Consider the following 18,290-nt stretch of genomic DNA (forward strand, 5'->3'; position numbering starts at 1 on the left):
TCGGGGCGTCGCAAAAAAAGTTGTTGTTTAGCTAAGTTCATGTTCCTTTAAGCCCCAGAAAAGAAGCGGTTATGATGGGGGTAAGTTTCGCTTCGGTTATCCCCTTGCCCTACTCTCTCCAACCCGATCCGGTGCAATTGTTTACGCTCCCCAATGGCCTCCAGGTGGTGCATCAATATTTGCCAGGGACGCCTGTGGTGGTCACCGATGTATGGGTTAAAGCAGGGGCGATCGCCGAACCGACAGAATGGGAAGGAATGGCCCATTTTTTAGAGCACATGATCTTTAAGGGATCGCACCAAGTCTGTCCCGGTGAGTTTGATCAAATTGTTGAAACTTGCGGTGGGCTGAGTAATGCCGCCACCAGTTACGATTACGCCCATTTCTACCTCAGTACTACGGGCGATCGCCTACCAGAAACTCTCCCTTATCTGAGCGATATTTTACGCAATGCCACCATTCCCGACGCCGAATTTATCCGGGAACGCCAGGTAGTACTCGAAGAAATTAGTATTAGCCAAGATGACCCCGACTGGCTCGCTTTCCAAGCCTTGAGCCGTCTCCTGTACGAAAATCACCCCTATGGCCGCTCGATTTTGGGCAATGCCGAACAACTGTGTGGCTATACCCCCAACCAAATGCGCTGTTTTCACCGGACCCATTATCAACCCCAAAATTTAATCATCAGTATGGTTGGTAATATTCAAGTCGACCAGGCCCTAGATCTGATCCAAACCAACTTTAGTGATTTTCAGGTGCCTTCTGAATGTCCCCCCTTTGAGGTGGAGGCAGAACCCCCCCTGATCGAGATTCGCCGCGATGAAATTCAAATGCCCAATGTGCAAATGGCCCGCTTAATCTTCGGTTGGCTGGGGACAGGGGTTGAGCAATTTAATGATGCGGTGGGTCTGGATCTCCTGTCAGTGATCTTGGCCGGGACAACTTCCGCTTGGCTGGTGCAAGAATTGCGGGAAAAACGTCAGTGGGTTTTGGATATTAATAGTGGTTTCTCTTTGCAACGGGACTCTAGTTTATTTACGATCCAGGCCTGGCTCGATGCAGAACATTTAGACGATGTAGAACAGGTGATTGGCGATCGCCTTGCTGATCTCCAGACCTGTTGTGTGAGCGAAGAAGAACTGCGTCGGGCGAAACGCATGCTGTGTAATGAGCACATTTTTTCGACGGAAAGCGCGAGTCAGTTGGCCGGGCTCTACGGCTATTACCAAACCCTCGGCAGCCTTGATTATGCCCACCACTATCCCCAGATGGTGGAAACCTTCACGATTGAGTCGCTCCAGCGTTTAGTGCGACAGTATCTTTCCCCGGAACACTACGGTATCGTCACTTTAACCGGTACTTAAATGGCACAACTCGCAACGGCAGAAAACGGCTGGGTGGATACAACTAAGGCCACCGATCCAGAGGCGATCGCCCTCGTCAAAGATTTACTCGACACGCAGATTTATTGCAGCCTCAGCACCTGTTCGCCGGTTGGCTTGCCCTGGAGTAGCCCGTTACTTTTTGTTTGGGATCAGGGTTTAAAACTCTATTGGTCATCGGCGATCGCCGCCCAACATTCCCAAAATCTTTACCAGAACCAAGGCCGGGCGATGGTCACAGTTTATGATCCTAGTCGCATTAAGGCCGCCTTTTTCGCAGGAATTGCCACAGAATTAACCGAATCGGAACTTCTACGGCAAGTTTTAAGCCGATTCGACCAGCGCGCCCAACGACCGACACCCAGGCAAGCAGCAGATTATCTTGACGACTCCCCGCGCCGAATGTACCAATTCATCGTGGAGCAAGCTTGGGTCAGTGGCGATCGCCTCTTATCCCAAGGGCAACTAATCGACACCAAAATTCAGTTAGATCTCGACTCTCTCAAGGATTATTTTTCCCCGTAAATATGCACCACCACTTCCCTGGTATGGCGATAACTGCGGTGCTCCCAGAGATAAATGCCCTGCCACGTCCCCAACACCAAGCGACCATTGGCAATGGGAATTTGTTCAGCGGTTTTGGTTAGCACCGAGCGGATATGGGCAGGCATATCATCGGGGCCTTCGGCGCTGTGGATATAGGAGTGGCCATCCTCTGGCACCAATCTCGCCATGAAGTTTTCTAAATCTAACAACACATCCGGATCCGCATTTTCTTGAATGATTAACGAGGCTGAAGTGTGGCGCACAAACACGACGCATAATCCCATTTTTATCCCCGATTCCGCCACATAGGACTCGATTTTGGCCGTAATTTTATGGAGAGATTTCCCTTGGGTTTGGATTTGTAAGGCTCTTTGATGTTGGTGCAGCATGGGGGGGCAGTAAAAAAATGCGGGCTAACTCATTTTAGAATAGGGAAAAATGAGCCAACAGCCACCATGTCCACCTGGTCTAATGTTTCCCTTGCCACCCCTGATCTGAGCCAAGCGGCCTTTGTGGCTTCTAATGCTACCGTGATCGGCAATGTCAGCCTCGCCGAGGGATCAAGCATTTGGTACGGGGCAGTGGTGCGGGGTGACCTAGAGGCGATTCAGATTGGTCGTTTTAGCAATGTCCAGGATGGGGCGGTACTCCATGGTGATCCGGGTAAACAGACGGTGCTTGAAGATTACGTCACCATCGGCCATAAAGCAGTGATCCACAGTGCCCACATTGAACAAGGCTGCCTAATTGGTATTGGGGCGATTGTTTTAGATGGGGTGCGGGTCGGCGCGGGCAGTATTATCGGCGCGGGTTGTGTCGTCACAAAGGATGTCCCAGGGCGATCGCTCATGGTGGGCATTCCTGCCAAGCGCCTCAAGGATGTGGGGGAGACCCAAGCAGCGGAATTAATTGACCATGCTGAAGCCTATTATCAGTTGGCGTTAAAACATTCAGCATTATCGGCCTGAGTCTGACAGTCGGCGCAGAGGCCAAAGAATTCGAGGGTGTGGTAATAGACCTTGAACTTCTGGGTTTGGCACCAGTCGGTAATTTTTTGACTAATGGGACAACTATCGAGGGGGTAAGATTGGCCGCAGTTGACGCAGTTTAAATGGTGGTGGTGGTGTTCGGTCATGCCAATTTTGCTATAGAACGATTCTCCCTCTGGGGTGACCCGCTCTTGGATTTTGCCCTCGACTTTCAGTAATTTCAGGGCGCGATAAACGGTGGCTAAACCGATTTTTAGGCCCGTTTGCTGCATCTCGAAATGGAGATTTTGGGCGCTGGTTTCGGTTTCTTTGGCTTGGATGAGCTGGAGAATGGTGCGTTGGTTTTTAGTGAGTTTCTTGGACATTAGGCTTCTGGTTGGGTGGATTGGCGATCGCCGTAGGCTTTGAGTCCGAGGCTCAGGAGATAGGCAATCCCTGAAACTAGGATAATCGTTGCCCCCGAAGTCAGATTAAAGCGATACGAGAGCCAGAGGCCCGTCGTCGTAAAGCTAATCCCTAACAGACTGGCTAAACCCATCATGGCGGTAATTTTTTTCTGCCATTGGCTGGCGATCGCCGCCGGAATCGTTAAGAGGGCAATCACCATAATCAAACCGACAATTTGCATCACCATCACCACCGTCAGGGCGATTAAACCCACGAGGACGAGATACAGACTGCGCACGGGCAAATTGCGGGTCGTGGCAAACACCGGGTCAAAGGAAATGGCGAGGAGTTCTTTGTAAAGTAAAGCAATGAGGGCAATAATCACACAGTCAACGCCAAACATTAGCCACAGATCCGACCGGGGCACCGCCAGGATACTGCCAAATAAATAACTCTCTAAACCCGCTTTATAACCCTCGGTAAAGTCGATCAAAATAATGCCGATCGCCATGCCAATCGCCCACATCACGCCGATCAGGGTATCACCCCGTTGTTTGGTTTGTTGTTCAACCCAGCCCATCCCCAGGGCAGAGATCAAGCCAAAGGCGATCGCCCCCCAAATGGGATTAAATTGAAAAAAATAGCCCAGACCAATACCCCCATAGGCAGCGTGGGCAATGCCCCCACTAATAAAAACAATGCGGTTGACGACGACAAAAGTCCCAATAATGCCACAGGCGATGCTGACGAGGATTCCCGCCATCAGGGCATTTTGCATAAAGTCGAACTGGAGGGCGTCAAGCATGGTCGCAGGATGAAGAATGGTGGTGGGTTGGCGAGGAAGAACCATCAGCGTGATCCGGAAAAACCCGGTGGGGAATGCCGTGGGCAATGAGATCCACGGGGCATTGGTAGGTTTCTTCGATCATGGTGGGGGTGATCAGGCGATCATGATGATAATGCAAGCGGCGATTTAGGCAGCCCACGGTTTTCACATAGGAGGAGATGGCCCCAAGGTCGTGGGAAATCATCATAATCGTCATGGATTGATTAAGTTCTTTGAGCAATTCGTAAATACTATTCTGCACATGGGAATCAACGTTAGCAGTGGGTTCATCGAGGAGGAGAATTTTCGGTTCCGAAGCCAAGGCCCGCGCAATATAAACCCGTTGCCTTTCCCCCCCGGACAGTTCGCCAATGGGGCGATCGCCTTTATCAGCCATGCCCACCTGCACAAGGGAACGCTGGACAATTTCCCGGTCCTTGCGGTTGTAGCGGTGGAATAATTTTCGTTTACCCAAACGCCCCATGTTTACCACATCCCGGACTTGGATCGGGAAATCCCGGTCAAGTTCTAGGATCTGGGGTACGTAGCCGATGTAACGGCGGCCCTGGGTGACAGGGCGATCTAAAATTTTGACCGTCCCCCGTTGGGGTTGCACCAAACCAAGCAGCACTTTCAGTAGGGTGGTTTTCCCACCACCATTGGGGCCAATCAGACCAATAAAATCCAAGGCCTGTACCTGTAGGTTAATGTCTTCGAGGACAGGGGTCTTCGGGTAGCCCGCCCAGACTCGTTCGAGGGAAATGACCGTTTCCATGGGGGAGCTACTCCGTGGGATTGGGGCGACTGGCTTGGATAAATTCATCGGTCATGGCCAACATATTTTCTGACCAGTTGGGGGCGAGGGGATCGAGGGGTACCACCTCGGCGTTAATTTCCTGGGCGATCGCCTCGGCGGCTTGGACATTAAACTGATATTGCACGAAAATGGTGCGGATTTGCTTTTCCTTCGCGGTTTGGACAAGTTGGGCAAGTTCTGCGGCACTGGGTTCCTGGCCTTCGACTTCGATGGAGATTTGCTCTAGGTCATAGTCCGCTGCAAAATAGCCCCAGGCAGGATGAAAGACCAAGAAAGTGCGATTTTCTAAAGGCGCTAACCGCTCGCGGATGGTTTGGTCAAGTTGATCCAGTTCCCCTAAAAATTGATTGAGATTATCAGCATAGATGGTTTCGCCGTCGGGGTCGAGTTGGACGAGCAGTTGATAAATACTTTCGGCCTGCTGTTTAACCCGCTGGGGAGAGAGCCAAATGTGGGGATCGAGTAGTTCGCCTTCGTGGTCATGGCTGTGGCTGTGACCGTCATCGCCATGGTGGTGGTGATCGGCAAGGGGTAATTTTTCGATGCCTTCAGCGGTGTCTAACCAAGTCATTTCTCGATTGGCGGAGCGGAGGCGATCGCCCCACACTTCTTCAAAAAAGATGCCAATGCCAATGTAGGCGTCGGCCTCACTGAGATCCTTTAACTGCTGGGGTTTAGGTTCATAATTTTCTGCTTCGATCCCAGGGCCAACCAAGGTTGAAACCTGGACGCGATCGCCAGCAATTTTTTCGACGAAATATTGCTGGGGTAGAACACTAACGGTAATCTTCAGGGGTTCCTGCTGGGGGGTCGTTGCCTCTGGGGTTACGGGGCTAGACGTGGATGTTTCCGTCTGGGTAGCGGGGTCTGCACCACAACCAAAGAGGAGCCCCAGACAGCTTAGGGCCGCGAGGGAAAAAGTTATTGGCGATCGCACGTTCGTTTCTCGCTTTCTTGAAATGATAATCGTTCTTATTTTAAGAGAAAGGCGATCGCCCCGTAAACCCCCAAGTCCTAAGGAGCAAGTTTCGCCATGGTGAGATAGCCACCAATGGAGGGCAGGGTCGGTAAATAAAATTCTTTGAGGGTCTCCATCTGAAAGCCCGCCGCCTTGAGAAGCGCCCCCATCGGTCGGTTTAAATTACAGCCGCCGCCGCAACAGTTCATTACGCCATTTAGCCGATGTTGCCATTGGGCGATCGCTCCGTCCGGACTTAAGCCATGTTCTAGGGTCAAAAAGTAGCCATCTTTTTTCAGGACACGACGAATTTCCCGGAGCACTTGGGCGGGTTTCTGCACCGTACAAAGGGTAAAAGTGCTCACTACTGTATCAAAACAGCGGTCTTCAAAGGGTAGCGCTTCTCCCCGCAGGCCATGCCACTCGACCCGCAACCCCGATTGACGAATCCGCTGCTCGACCCGTTGTTGTAGCATTCTTTCCGGCTCTACGACATGCAAAGTTTCTACTCCCCCTGGGTAATGGGGAAGATTGGCCCCGGTACCAAAGCCAATCTCTAGGACGTTGCCCCGGGCCGCCTGGAGTAATGTTTGCCGTTGTTGGGCGATCGCCTGGCGATGCATCACATAATCCAGCAAAGAGGGAAGAATAAAGCGATTGTAAATATGCATATTTTTTTCCGTAGCCTTGGCCACACCCCCATGATTTTATTGCGAGGCGGGGCAATGGTCGGTATTTTTACTTAAGAAATATTCTCTTTTTTGATGATGCCATGATTAAAAATATGAACAATATGACTTTTGAAAAATTGAGAAAAATCATACCCTAAACGCCAACATTTTCATGGTCACGATCCGAGAAAACGGCTGATTTTTGAGTCATCGACCACTAAACTCTTTATTTTTTAAAATGTAAATTAAGTTCTATAATTCTAAAACTCCACTGTCTTAAAATGTAGGCATCTCCAACCAATCAAAAGCAGCATTACCTATTCCCCATCGATTTCTTAAAGTGAGCCTTAACCTAGGCCCCTGACCACTGCATCTAAACCCGGTACTTATGGAAACTCTCATTCAAACCCTAATCCAAGCGGGGCTTTTAAGTGATACCCAGGCCCAGGTGGTGCGATATGACCGAGAGTTGCATCCAGAAATGTCCCTCGGTGAAATTCTTGCGCTCCGGGGTTGGGCAGTCGAAGAAACCATTGATTTTTTTGAACTGCTTTGGGAAATGCGTCACACACAGCCCGAACGGAAAAATATTGGTCAATATCTGCTGGAAGCCCACCTCATTGATGAAGAACAGCTAGAGGATATTCTGGCAGCCCAAAAACATGATGCCTGGGGACGCTCTCTGCGCTTCGGGGAAATTGCGGTATTAAAGGGCTATGTCAATCAACATACGATTCATTTTTTCATTGAACATTTGTTCCCGGATCAGTTGCACGCCACCAACAAAACCCCCTTCGCTCGGACTTCCTTGACCTCTCGTCCCACGAAAAAGCCTACGCCGCCACGGAACAGAGCGACATTAAAAGAAACCCTGCCCCAAAAACCACCGAAACAGGCTTCCCCCAAGCCTTCCAAAAAACTTTTGAACCGCCAGGCAGCGAAAAAAACAAACCCCCAACTCAACCCACCGAAAAAGCCCGCCTTTAATCCGGAAGAAGCTTTTGCGACCAGTTTTGATTTGATCAAGGCTGAAGACTTTGACCCCAAACAGCTTTGACACAGTTGTCTCAGCCAATGTCCTCTACATCAGCATCAAAATCAGACCACGGTGGGAGATTGCTAAATTCCGTAATAGTTGTGGGAGTAAAACCTTAGCAAAGGTTACGATTAAGTTAATTTTTCTGGCAACAGAGGGTTGAGTTTAGTGGGATAGATACAGTGCGGTCTTATTTGGTGTAAATCGTCAAAGTTCTTGTTTGTCATCCAACCCTAGCCCAGAAATTACGAGCTGCAACGCATGGTCAATATTCCAGTGAACTTTGCTTCCCTCAAGGCCCAGATTATTGATCCGAGTCGAATGCCAACTTTTCCGCCGACGGCGGCGATCGCCGATGTGTTGGCGGGATTTCGACCGTGGACAGTGCCCCAGTGCGTCGGGTTGCAGATGGTGGCCCCCTGTGTGCCGATTGTGCAGGCCGATCAATTGCAGGGTTTGATTTCGCCCCAAACGGTTTTGAAGCTGATTACGGAAGATGTTGATTTGGGGCAGACCCTGGCACGGGATGTGATGACGGCTCTCCCCAAGGCGATCGCCCTGGCAGATCTAGAGCATCCCTGGGTGGGCCTCAACCGTATGCACCAGGAGCAGCGGGATCTCCTGCCAGTGCAGGGAGAGAACGGATTTTGGCTTGGTTTTGTGGAACGTCTTTCCCTCCAGCGCCTCCTGTGGTCGGAGCCTCTCCTGCAAATGCGACAAGTCCAGGATGTGATGGTGACGGATTTGTCCTTGATGCCTTCCCATAGCACTCTGTTGATGGCGGCCCATCGTTTACACCAAAAACAACAGTCCCTCCTGATGGTCATGGAAAAAGCCAGTGCCATGACAGCCCCCTCATCCAATGGCTTGTGGGCGGTGACCCTATGGGATGTTTTACGGGGCTATGGTAAAGGGAAAGAAGGTCTCACAACGGCGATCGCCACGGAGGGGAGCCATGATTTTCAGCGGGTCAAACCCACGGACTCTCTCTGGTCAGTGGCGGCCCATTTAGTCGAAACCAATGGCAGTTGGGCCGCTGTAGTTGACGAAGAAGAACAATTGTTGGGGAAGGTTTCTTGGCGAGAAATTTTGCAGGTCTTAGATCCCGTTGCCCTCCATTGGCAAACCCATAGCCTCCAACAACGCTTAGACCAAGTGGCCCGGCGTCCCCAAAGGGCGATCGCCCAGGTCGCGGCCCCAGAACCCCACCCAAAAGGATTACCCCAACGGGTGCTCTTGATCGAAGGCCTTGCCACCGAGTCGGTGATCCTCCAGCATCTGTTGCATCCTCCCCTGGGCAGTACCCTAACCTTTCAAGTGACCCAGGTGGACAGTCTGCCCCAGGCGATCGCCCAATTAAAAACAGACACCTACGACCTGATTATTTTCGATGTCAACATCGTTTCTTCTGGCAAATTAGAAGCCTTTATGCGCTTACAAAACAGCGCCGCCCAACGACCTATTTTGTTACTCACCGATGATCGCCAAGAAGATATCCAACTGGCCCACCAATGCATCGAGCTGGGTGCCCAAGATTACCTCCTGCGGAGTCTGTGCGCGGGGGAATCCCAAACGGAGCGGGAAATTTTGATGCGTTCGGTGCGCTATGTCCTCGAAACAGCAGGGGCCAAGCGTTATCTCCAGCAACGGGATCAACAACTCCAGAGTTTGAGTCAACGGCTCAAGGCAGAAAAGACCGCTAAACAGGCGATCGCCCAACAACTGAAACTGACCGATGGCCAGATGAAAGCCCTGTTTGAAGCGATCACCGACATTGTTTTTGTGATCAATCCCCAAACTTGGAAAATCAAGCAGGTGACCGCTCCCCAGAATAACCATTGCTGTGGCCCCCTAGATCTCTGCCAGGGGACTTACCAGTTTTTACAAGCGCACCAAAGCCGCCTCACGCCATACCTTCACCAGGCGATCGCCAAAGGCACCACCCCAGACCATGAACCCTTGTCAGGGGAAAGCGTGAAGTATGAATATTCCCTGCAGCCAGATCCCCACCTCGCCCCCGTGTGGTTTGTCGCGAAAATCGTCGCCATTAATCAGCAGCAAGTGGTCTGGGCCGCCCATGATGTCACCCCCTTCAAACTCTCCCAACAAAAGCTGATCACCGATCAAGAAAACCTCACTACCATCATCCAAGAGCGCACCAGGGAGCTCAAAGCCCTCAATGCAACCCTCAACACCGAAATTCAGCAACGGAAACTGACTGAGATGGAACTCCGCCAGGAACAGGATTTCCTCGAAACCCTATTTGACCTCACCCCGGCCCTATTCATGGTGCTGAACCGGGAGGGGCGCATTATCCGGTTTAACCCGGCCTGTGAGCAACTTACGGGCTATCAATTTACCGAGGTGGCCCACCAGTACCTCTGGGATCTGTTGTTATGGGATCGTTATGATGTCGCGGAGATTGTCCAGGAATTTCAACGCCTCCTCCAACAAAAAAAGCCCCGTACCTACGAGGTAGATTGGCGCGCTAAATCGGGGAAAGTTCACCACCTGCGTTGGTCCCATGGCGTTCTTTTGGATAAACAAGGGAACGTCCATTATGTGATCGCCACGGGGATGGATATGAGCGATCGCCAAGCCTTTGAAACCACCCTCAAAACCCTCAACCAAGAGCTAGAGTTTCGGGTGGAACAGCGCACCCGTGTGCTAGAAAATATCGAACAAAATCTGCGGCGTCAGTTGGCGGCGGTGGATGCGGCGGTGGATGCGATCGCCATTTTGCAGCGGGAAGAATTCATCTCAGTCAATCCCGCTTTTTTAGAATTGTTTGACTATCCCCACCGCTTAAGCTTGACAGGGCATTCCTGGAAAGAAGTGCTGTTTGCCCCCAGTGAGCAAAAACGCCTAGAAAAAGATATTCTCCCCCACCTCAATCGCCACAAATCTTGGCAAGGGGAGGCGATCGCCCAACGGCAAAATGGTCAGATTTTTACCCAAGAAATTTCCCTGACCATCACCAGTGACGGTGACTATATCTGCGTCTGTCGAGACATCACCGCCCGGAATCGCGCCGCCCTCAAAATCCGTGAGACCGAAGCCCTCCTCCGTTCCCAATATCGCAACTTTCCCATTCCCACCTATACCTGGCAGCACCGTCAGGGAAACTTTTACCTCATTGACTACAACAGTGCCGCCGAGATTGCCAACGATGGCTCCCTCCAGGATTTTCTCCATTGCCCCAGCCACGCCATTTACGGCGCAGACCACGCGATTCATCAGAATATTCGCCGCTGTTTCGACTTTAAAACGACCTTTGAAGAGGCGCTGCAAATTCCCTCTCCCGATGACCCTGAGGCATTTCAACGCTATTTTCTGGCCACTTATATTTATATCCAGCCGGATCTGGTGATGGTACATACCCAAGACCTCACGGAGCGCAAACGGGCTGAACGGGATCTGCAACAGAGCCAAACCTTTTTGCGTCTGGTCATCGATAACAATCCCAACTTAATTTTTGTCAAAGATAAAGATGGCCGCTTCTTGTTGGTGAATCAGGCGATGGCGAATTTCTATGGCACCACGGTCAATGAATTAGTCGGGAAACGAGAATGTGATCTACATCCAGACTCTGAGGAAGCAGACTGTTTTATCCAGGCCGATCAGCAGGTGCTCCGGGAACAAAAAATCGTGGTCATTGACGAGGCGAAGGCGACGGATTTCCTAGGGGCAACCCGTTATTTTCGGACGGTGAAACTGCCCCTCCAACTCCCTGGCGATCACCCCCAATATCAAGTGTTGGGCGTGGCTTCAGAAATTACCCAACAGCGCCGGGCCAAACGGGAGCTCGAAAAAGCCCTCACCCAGGAACGGGAACTCAATCACCTGAAAACCCGCTTCATTGATACCGCCTCCCACGAGTTCCGCACGCCCCTAACGGTGATCCTCGGTGCGGCTCAAATCCTCAGTGCTTACCACGACCATCTCCCCGAAGCGCGGCGATCGCAATATCTCAACAACATCGAAGACAGTGTGATGCGGTTACGGCAACTGATCGATGATCTGCTGACCATGAGTCGCCTCGAGGCCGGAAAACTGGGTTGTCAACGCCAAGCGGTGGATATTGTTACCCTCTGTCGAGATCTCATCGCCGAGCTTAAAATTGGCATCGGTAAGCAGCATCACTTCAACCTTGAGACCACCGGGGCGATCGCCGCTCCCCTGGCCCTCGACCCCAATTTGTTGCAACACATCCTGAATAATCTTCTCGGTAATGCCTGTAAATATTCAGCCCCTGGCACCACGGTGACTGTCCAGTTAGGCAGCAGTGCCGAAGCGTTGACCTTAACTATCATTGACCAAGGGGTCGGCATTCCCCCAGAAGACCAACCCCACATTTTTGAATCTTTCTACCGGGCCAGTAATACCCAAAATATCCCCGGCACCGGTCTCGGCCTCAATATCGTGAAAGAATATGTGCAACTCCACGGCGGCCAGATCGAACTCACGAGCCAACTCAGCAAAGGCAGTCAGTTTACGGTAACCATTCCCCTCACCGAGGACAGCCCTGAAACAGCCGGAAACTGAGCAAGTTTCCCAGTCGATCCAGTTTCAATTAGGGGAATAGAACGCCTAGGTCAAGAAAAATTAACGGCGATCGCCCCAAGGAGCGGTAGAGAAGGGAACGGATCAAGTAAGATTGAGCAGCAGAAGTTACGCATATATCAAAGGTCAATCCGCCCATGTCTCTTGTGAAAGCAAAACCCGCCCTCCTTGTTTTAGCCGATGGCACCACTTACCACGGACGGTCATTTGGCGCGACAGGTACCACCTTTGGGGAAGTCGTTTTTAATACAGGCATGACGGGCTACCAAGAAGTCCTCACCGATCCCAGTTACCGTGGTCAGATTGTGACTTTTACCTATCCGGAGCTGGGCAATACTGGCGTAACTCCTGAAGACGAAGAATCCAGCCGTCCCCAAGTAAAAGGGGCGATCGCCCGGAACATTGCTCCCCGACCGAGCAACTGGCGTTCTACCCAGGCCCTACCCGATTATCTCAAAGAGCACCAAGTTGTGGGCATCTATGGCATTGATACGCGGGATCTAACCCGTCGCCTGCGGGTATCTGGGGCGATGAATGGCGCGATCTCTACAGAAATCCTCGACCCCGAAGAACTTCTCCGCCAACTCCAAGACGTCCCCTCCATGGAAGGCCAAAACCTCGTCAAGGATGTCACCACCGCTAGCGTTTATGAATGGACGGAAATTACCGATCGCCATTGGGAATTTAGCAGTAGCGCAACTGAAGCCCAGGAACTCACCGTCGTTGCCATTGACTTTGGTGTGAAACGCAATATTCTGCGCCGTTTGGCGAGTTATGGCTGCCGGGTAATCGTTGTTCCCGCCGACACCCCCGCCGAAAAAATCCTTGCCTATAATCCCGATGGCATTTTCCTTTCCAATGGCCCTGGGGATCCAGCCGCCGTCACCGAAGGCATCGCCACGGTTAAAGATATTCTTAAGGCTGAAAAACCCACCTTCGGCATTTGCATGGGGCACCAAATTCTGGGGCTTTCATTGGGGGCTGAAACTTTTAAACTCAAATTTGGCCACCGGGGTCTCAACCAACCCGCTGGTCTCAAGCAAAAGCAAATTGAAATTACCAGCCAAAACCATGGGTTTGCGATCGCCGAAGCCTCCCTCGCCGAAGATGTTGCCATTACCCACCTCAACCTCAATGACCGCACTGTCGCTGGCTTAGAACATAAAACCTTGCCTTTCTTCTCGGTGCAGTATCACCCTGAAGCGAGCCCCGGCCCCCACGATGCTGACTACCTCTTTGAAAAATTTGTGCGTTCCATGAAAGCCCACAAAAATGCCTAAAGGCGACGGTACCGCATCCCTGGCAGTTGGGTAATGAATCCTTCGAGTTCCCATTGCAATAGGGTCGCCGAAACCTGATCTGCCCCCATGCCAGACTGGACAACGATCAAATCAAAGGCCGTGGGTTCAGGGGCGATCGCCTGCCAGAGGGGAAGTAACTCTGGGGAAATTTGCCGAAAATCTGTGCTGGGCTGCGGGGTCGGCTCAACCGCTGGCTCTGGGAATGACAAACTAAGCTGGGGGGAAGCTGCATCCAACTGGGGCAGTCCGCCCAACTCCTCGATCAGTTGTGTCTCCCCTAAAATCATGCCTGCTCCCCGCCGAATCAAGTCCAAACACCCCGTGGCCGCTTGCTGTTCGGGGGAATTGGGCAGGGCATAAACCTCACGGTTAAAATCCATCGCGTAGTGGGCCGTAATGAGGGAACCCGAACGGCTGGGGGCTTCCATGACCAGGGTCGCCCTGGTTAACCCGGCAATAATCCGGTTTCGGGCCGGGAAATGGCTCCGGTCTGGTCGCGTCCCCGCCGGATATTCACTCAAAATTAAGCCCTGGGCCAGGATCTCGTTGTATAAATTGCGGTGGCTCGCGGGATAGATTTGATCAATGCCAGTTCCTAGAACGGCAATGGTGCGTCCCCCCGTTTTGAGGCAGGCGCTGTGGGCAACACCATCAACGCCTTGGGCCATACCCGACACAATCGAAAAGCCCACCTGGGCGAGGGCCTGGCTAATGCGCGCTGTCCAACGTTTACCATGCTCCGAAGGATGCCGGGTGCCCACCATGGCGATCGCCGGAATTTGGCCTTGATTTTCTAACAGCTTGACTTGGCCTTGGTAATAGAGCAACGGTGGCGGACTGGGAATTTCTAACAATAACTTTGGGTACTCTGAATCTGCTGGCGTCCAAAATTGCGGATTTTTCTCAAGGTGCTCATGGTAAATACGCTCTGGATTCAGGGGTGATCGCCCAGCCAAAATTAGGCGAATCAACTTATCCCCTAGGCCATCGACTGCCCCCAGTTCCTGGCCAGAAGCCTGCCAAGCTCGTTCCATGGAGCCGAAACAGTGCCAAATTTTTTTGAGGCGACTTGGGCCGACCCCCTTGATTTGTGACCAGGCCACCCAGTAATGCTGTTCCATCTTGATGACTAATTTAATTAAAAAACAAAAATGTATTGAGAAGAAGTTGCAGTAGCTGCTAAAATCACCATTACCTTGGAAAACATAACATCATCTCTCGATTACAACGCTTTATGAAATCCCGTTCCCTGTCCCTCTGCGGACTTTTTCTTGGCTTGGCGATCGCCACCGGTTGCACCCCAGCTACCAATAACAATGGTGCCACCGATACAACCACTGATCCTGGTGCTCCCTCCAGTGAAGCAACCGGCGAAATTAACCTTTATTCTTCGCGGCACTACGACAGCGACGCAGAATTATACGAAGCATTTTCCGAAGCCACCGGCATTGAAGTGAATCTCATTGAAGGCAGTGACGACGAACTCCTAGAACGGATCAGAACCGAGGGCGAAAATAGTCCCGCCGATGTCCTGATCACAGTAGACGTGGCCAGACTCTGGCGTGCCCAACAGGATGGTTTACTGCAACCCACAGAGTCCGAAGTGCTGACCAGTGCCATTCCCGAAAATCTGCGCAGTAGCGACAACACCTGGTTTGGTCTGACAAAACGGGCACGGATTATTGTGTACAACACCGAAACCGTTGATCCGGCTGAACTGTCCACCTACGAAGACCTTGCTGATCCGAAATGGGAAGGTCGGGTTTGTGTCCGCAGCTCCAGCAACACCTATAACCAGTCCCTCGTGGCTGCGAAAATTGTCGAAAAAGGTGCTGAAGCCACCGAAGAATGGGTACAAGGTTTAGTGGCGAACTTCGCCCGTGAGCCGGAAGGGAACGATACCGCCCAAATTCAAGCTGTCGCTTCTGGGGTTTGTGATGTCGCCCTGGTCAATAGCTACTATGTCGCCCGTCTGCGTGCCTCTGAAGATCCCCAAGATCAAGAAATCGTGGCAAATATTGGGGCATTTTTCCCGAACCAAAACGAAGGCGAAGGTGGCACCCACATCAACATCAGTGGGGCTGGCATTATCGCCAATGCACCGAACGTCGAAGCAGCCCAAGAATTTTTGGAGTTTATGGTGACCCCAGAAGCCCAGGAAATTTTCGCCAACAATAATAATGAATATCCCGTGGTGGATACCGTTGCCCCCAATGACGTGGTGGCCCAGTTTGGCGACTGGACAGCTTCGGATCTACCCCTCGAAAGTTTTGGTGAGCAAAATGCCGAAGCCGTCATGTTGATGGATCGCGCTGGTTGGAAATAGATCCGGCCCCCTGCACCATTTGTTTTTCCTCTTATTGATGTACATAGCAATGATCTTCCTTCAAGACCTTTGAGGGAAGATTTTTTTTGCAAGAGGCTCCATCGAGGCCCGTTCATTTCTGTTATTTTTCAGGAGATTGACTTTTTCCCATAACCGCAATGAGGCGAAGATTTGATGGCGATCGCCACCGAAAGGAAACCAAAACCGAATCAGTTCCTCAGCAGATTATTCAGGATCACAAACATTAGCTATCCCCGGCGAAAATTGCCCCCAATCTCCAGGGCCGAGCCGCCCAAAAGCCCGCCTTATCCCAACGCCAAGCCCGCGCAAGTCTGACAAAAAACACATCGATTTTCCCGTAAAAAAACTTAATAGCATAAACCCGTAAAACCAGTTAACCTACGAAACTGAGCAGTCTTTTAATTTTGTTAACTTTCTTTAACAAACCTTTTAATATCTATTCATTTTCAGTAAGAACAAGGGACTTATTTCTATGGTCGCTAACCTAGCAACAATGTTGAGAGAGGGAACGAAAACTTCCCACACGATGGCGGAAAACGTTGGCTTCGTGAAATGCTTCCTGAAGGGAGTCGTGGAGAAAAAATCCTACCGGAAGCTTGTGGCAGACCTTTACTATGTTTACTCAGCGATGGAAGAGGAGATGGAGCGCCTCAAGGATCATCCCGTCGTCTCCCAAATTTATTTCCCTGAGTTAAACCGTAAACAAAGTCTCGAAACGGATCTACGCTATTATTTTGGCCCCAATTGGCAAGCCGAAGCAAAAATTACTCCCGCTGGTCAGGCTTATGTGGATCGCATCCATGAAGTGGCCCAGACCGCACCGGAACTCTTAGTCAGCCATTCCTACACCCGCTACCTGGGCGATCTCTCTGGGGGACAAATCCTCAAGAAAATTGCCCAAAATGCGATGAACCTCGACGGCGAAGGGACGGCCTTCTATGAGTTTGAGAATATCTCTGATGAAAAGGCCTTTAAAGACAAGTACCGGGCGGCAATGAACAGCTTGGATGTGCCGGAAGAAACGGCAGAGCAAATTGTCCAGGAAGCCAATGATGCCTTTGGCATGAATATGAATATGTTCAAGGAGCTAGAAGGAAACCTCGTTAAGGCCATCGGTGTGATGCTTTTCAATACCTTGACCCGTCGCCGCACCAAGGGCAGCACCGACGCTGATCTATCTCCGGCGAGCAACTAACAAGTTTCGTCTAAACCTCAAACAATGAATTCCTCAGTCGCGGTTGTGATTGGGGAATTTTTTTAGCTATGGGTTTTGGGAAGCGGGAGGATTGTTCTCTGTATCAGTGGTTTGGTTACTTTGGTTCGAGGTTTGGCGATCGCCACGGGCAGTGGCAGCGGATAGACCCTCGCCTTGGTAGCCGAAATACCACAGGGCGATCGCCACTTCCTGTTGAGTGACCGTTTTTTGGGGTTGGAAGAGGGTGGTATAGCCAAATACCCGCCGCACATTGGCTTGGTCACCGTTTTGAAAGTCCACGTAGAGGGCTTGGAGGGCTCTGGTGTCAATTTTGGCGGCATCCTGAAAGCCCCAGGTTTCGGCGATATTATCGAGGCTGGTTTGGGGCAGAGCCTGGCGACGGTCAAGGGGCACTTTCCAGGCGATCAGGCTTTCCCGGGTGAGGGGGGCATCGGGGCGAAAGGTGGTAATGGTGTCGTTGGTGAGGCTTGAGGGAATAATTCCGGCTTCGGCCAACCCTTGAATGAACGGAAAGTCGGGGTCGCTGGCCGGTACATCGGTGAAGATGGGTTTACTGCTGGCATTGGCGCGGCGAATTTGTTGGTTTTGGCGATCGCCATAGATCGCGTTGTGGGCTTTGAAAAGCCAGCGGGCAAATTGGCGTCTGGTGATCACCGTATCGGCCTGAAAATCCGCAGCGGTAAAAACCTGGAGGGCAACGAGATCTTGCACCTGGGTAGGAAGTTCCGCATTTGCGTTATCGGTCGGTACTGGATCGTTAGTCCCGGTGGTGCTTAAAGTTCGGTAACTGAGGACAAAGGTGGTGCCCACGACGGCCTGGTCGGAGTCATTGGTAGTGGGAGAAGCAGCTTCCGACAAAGACAGGGTTACTTCTAGGTCGCTGGTGCGGGCGACAATTTCTAAGAGATTATCCGTCGCGGCAGTGGGGGACGCGACAATTTCCCAGGGAGCTTCGCCAAAGGCTTTACGGTAAAAGGCTTCGAGGCTCTGGACATTATCGGCGATCGCCCAGACGGTGGTCTTGTCTTCTGCTTGAATGAGGGTTGCTTCGGGATAGAGGGGAATTTCTGCCGGAAAATCAGTCGGTAAGGACGAATCTGCTGGGGGGTCGGTTTCCGCAGCCTGTTCCTGTTGTTCTACGAGGCGCGGATCGGGAGCTAGACTCTCCTCTAAATTGCCTAACTGGGCACAGCCCCCCAAGAGCACCAATAACCCACCCAAAAGTCCAAATTTCTGCCAACTGTACTGCAC

16 protein-coding genes are annotated in these 18,290 nt (G+C 51.6%); 8 read left to right on the forward strand and 8 right to left on the reverse strand.

Features of this window, described 5'->3' with window-relative positions; all coding sequences use genetic code 11:
- Positions 1-104 precede the first annotated feature (104 nt).
- Together AACQ84_RS12565 and AACQ84_RS12570 are read left to right on the forward strand one after the other, a co-directional pair.
- On the forward strand, positions 105-1,364 hold the full coding sequence (locus tag AACQ84_RS12565; RefSeq protein WP_041444002.1) for a M16 family metallopeptidase: 1,260 nt from the start codon (positions 105-107) through the stop codon (positions 1,362-1,364).
- Complete coding sequence (locus AACQ84_RS12570) at positions 1,365-1,907, forward strand: pyridoxamine 5'-phosphate oxidase family protein (protein WP_012308091.1); 543 nt, start codon at positions 1,365-1,367, stop codon at positions 1,905-1,907.
- On the opposite strand, the gene AACQ84_RS12575 is transcribed toward AACQ84_RS12570, so the two are convergent.
- On the reverse strand, positions 1,892-2,317 hold the full coding sequence (locus AACQ84_RS12575; protein WP_012308093.1) for a secondary thiamine-phosphate synthase enzyme YjbQ: 426 nt from the start codon (positions 2,315-2,317) through the stop codon (positions 1,892-1,894). The two genes, AACQ84_RS12570 and AACQ84_RS12575, sit on opposite strands and share 16 nt — an antisense overlap.
- Positions 2,318-2,383: 66 nt before the next feature.
- On the opposite strand from AACQ84_RS12575, the gene AACQ84_RS12580 reads away from it, so the two are divergent.
- Positions 2,384-2,896: a gamma carbonic anhydrase family protein gene (locus tag AACQ84_RS12580; RefSeq protein ID WP_041443627.1), complete on the forward strand. Its 513-nt coding sequence runs from the start codon at positions 2,384-2,386 to the stop codon at positions 2,894-2,896.
- On the opposite strand, the gene AACQ84_RS12585 is transcribed toward AACQ84_RS12580, so the two are convergent.
- The 5 genes from AACQ84_RS12585 to AACQ84_RS12605 all read right to left on the reverse strand — a co-directional run bounded on the left by AACQ84_RS12585 (position 2,860) and on the right by AACQ84_RS12605 (position 6,576).
- Entirely contained in the window at positions 2,860-3,282 is a 423-nt protein-coding gene (locus AACQ84_RS12585) for a Fur family transcriptional regulator (RefSeq protein ID WP_012308094.1), read from the reverse strand. The two genes, AACQ84_RS12580 and AACQ84_RS12585, sit on opposite strands and share 37 nt — an antisense overlap.
- Entirely contained in the window at positions 3,282-4,109 is an 828-nt protein-coding gene (locus tag AACQ84_RS12590) for a metal ABC transporter permease (RefSeq protein WP_041443629.1), read from the reverse strand. The genes AACQ84_RS12585 and AACQ84_RS12590 overlap by 1 nt, the downstream gene beginning before the upstream one ends.
- Entirely contained in the window at positions 4,102-4,905 is an 804-nt protein-coding gene (locus AACQ84_RS12595; RefSeq protein ID WP_012308096.1) for a metal ABC transporter ATP-binding protein, read from the reverse strand. The genes AACQ84_RS12590 and AACQ84_RS12595 overlap by 8 nt, the downstream gene beginning before the upstream one ends.
- Before the next feature lie 7 nt (positions 4,906-4,912).
- A complete protein-coding gene (locus AACQ84_RS12600; protein ID WP_071819482.1) occupies positions 4,913-5,842 on the reverse strand; it encodes a metal ABC transporter solute-binding protein, Zn/Mn family in 930 nt (309 codons plus the stop codon).
- A 119-nt stretch (positions 5,843-5,961) separates the two neighbouring features.
- On the reverse strand, positions 5,962-6,576 hold the full coding sequence (locus AACQ84_RS12605; RefSeq protein WP_041443631.1) for a class I SAM-dependent methyltransferase: 615 nt from the start codon (positions 6,574-6,576) through the stop codon (positions 5,962-5,964).
- 388 nt (positions 6,577-6,964) lie between these two features.
- Here AACQ84_RS12605 and AACQ84_RS12610 point away from each other — a divergent pair, with 388 nt between their 5' ends.
- From AACQ84_RS12610 to carA, 3 genes are all read left to right on the forward strand, one after another.
- Positions 6,965-7,633, forward strand: coding sequence for a hypothetical protein (locus tag AACQ84_RS12610; RefSeq protein WP_012308099.1), 669 nt, complete (start codon positions 6,965-6,967; stop codon positions 7,631-7,633).
- 240 nt (positions 7,634-7,873) lie between these two features.
- The gene (locus AACQ84_RS12615) at positions 7,874-12,157 is read left to right on the forward strand and encodes a PAS domain S-box protein (RefSeq protein ID WP_012308100.1); all 4,284 of its coding nucleotides are present in this window, start codon (positions 7,874-7,876) and stop codon (positions 12,155-12,157) included.
- 155 nt (positions 12,158-12,312) lie between these two features.
- Entirely contained in the window at positions 12,313-13,455 is a 1,143-nt protein-coding gene (gene carA / locus AACQ84_RS12620; RefSeq protein WP_012308101.1) for a glutamine-hydrolyzing carbamoyl-phosphate synthase small subunit, read from the forward strand.
- On the opposite strand, the gene dprA is transcribed toward carA, so the two are convergent.
- Positions 13,452-14,597 carry a DNA-processing protein DprA gene (gene dprA, locus AACQ84_RS12625; RefSeq protein ID WP_012308102.1) on the reverse strand — a complete coding sequence of 382 codons (1,146 nt, stop codon included), beginning with the start codon at positions 14,595-14,597 and terminating at the stop codon, positions 13,452-13,454. The two genes, carA and dprA, sit on opposite strands and share 4 nt — an antisense overlap.
- Before the next feature lie 113 nt (positions 14,598-14,710).
- Between dprA and AACQ84_RS12630 the strand changes: the two genes are divergently transcribed.
- Both AACQ84_RS12630 and AACQ84_RS12635 read left to right on the forward strand, forming a co-directional pair.
- Complete coding sequence (locus AACQ84_RS12630; protein WP_012308103.1) at positions 14,711-15,802, forward strand: Fe(3+) ABC transporter substrate-binding protein; 1,092 nt, start codon at positions 14,711-14,713, stop codon at positions 15,800-15,802.
- 493 nt (positions 15,803-16,295) lie between these two features.
- Complete coding sequence (locus tag AACQ84_RS12635) at positions 16,296-17,018, forward strand: biliverdin-producing heme oxygenase (protein ID WP_012308104.1); 723 nt, start codon at positions 16,296-16,298, stop codon at positions 17,016-17,018.
- Between the two features lie 66 nt (positions 17,019-17,084).
- Here AACQ84_RS12635 and AACQ84_RS12640 read toward each other — a convergent pair whose 3' ends face one another.
- Positions 17,085-18,290: an S-layer homology domain-containing protein gene (locus tag AACQ84_RS12640; RefSeq protein WP_012308105.1), complete on the reverse strand. Its 1,206-nt coding sequence runs from the start codon at positions 18,288-18,290 to the stop codon at positions 17,085-17,087.

It is taken from the genome of Picosynechococcus sp. PCC 7002, assembly GCF_963860125.1.
Classification (GTDB): domain Bacteria; phylum Cyanobacteriota; class Cyanobacteriia; order Cyanobacteriales; family MRBY01; genus MRBY01.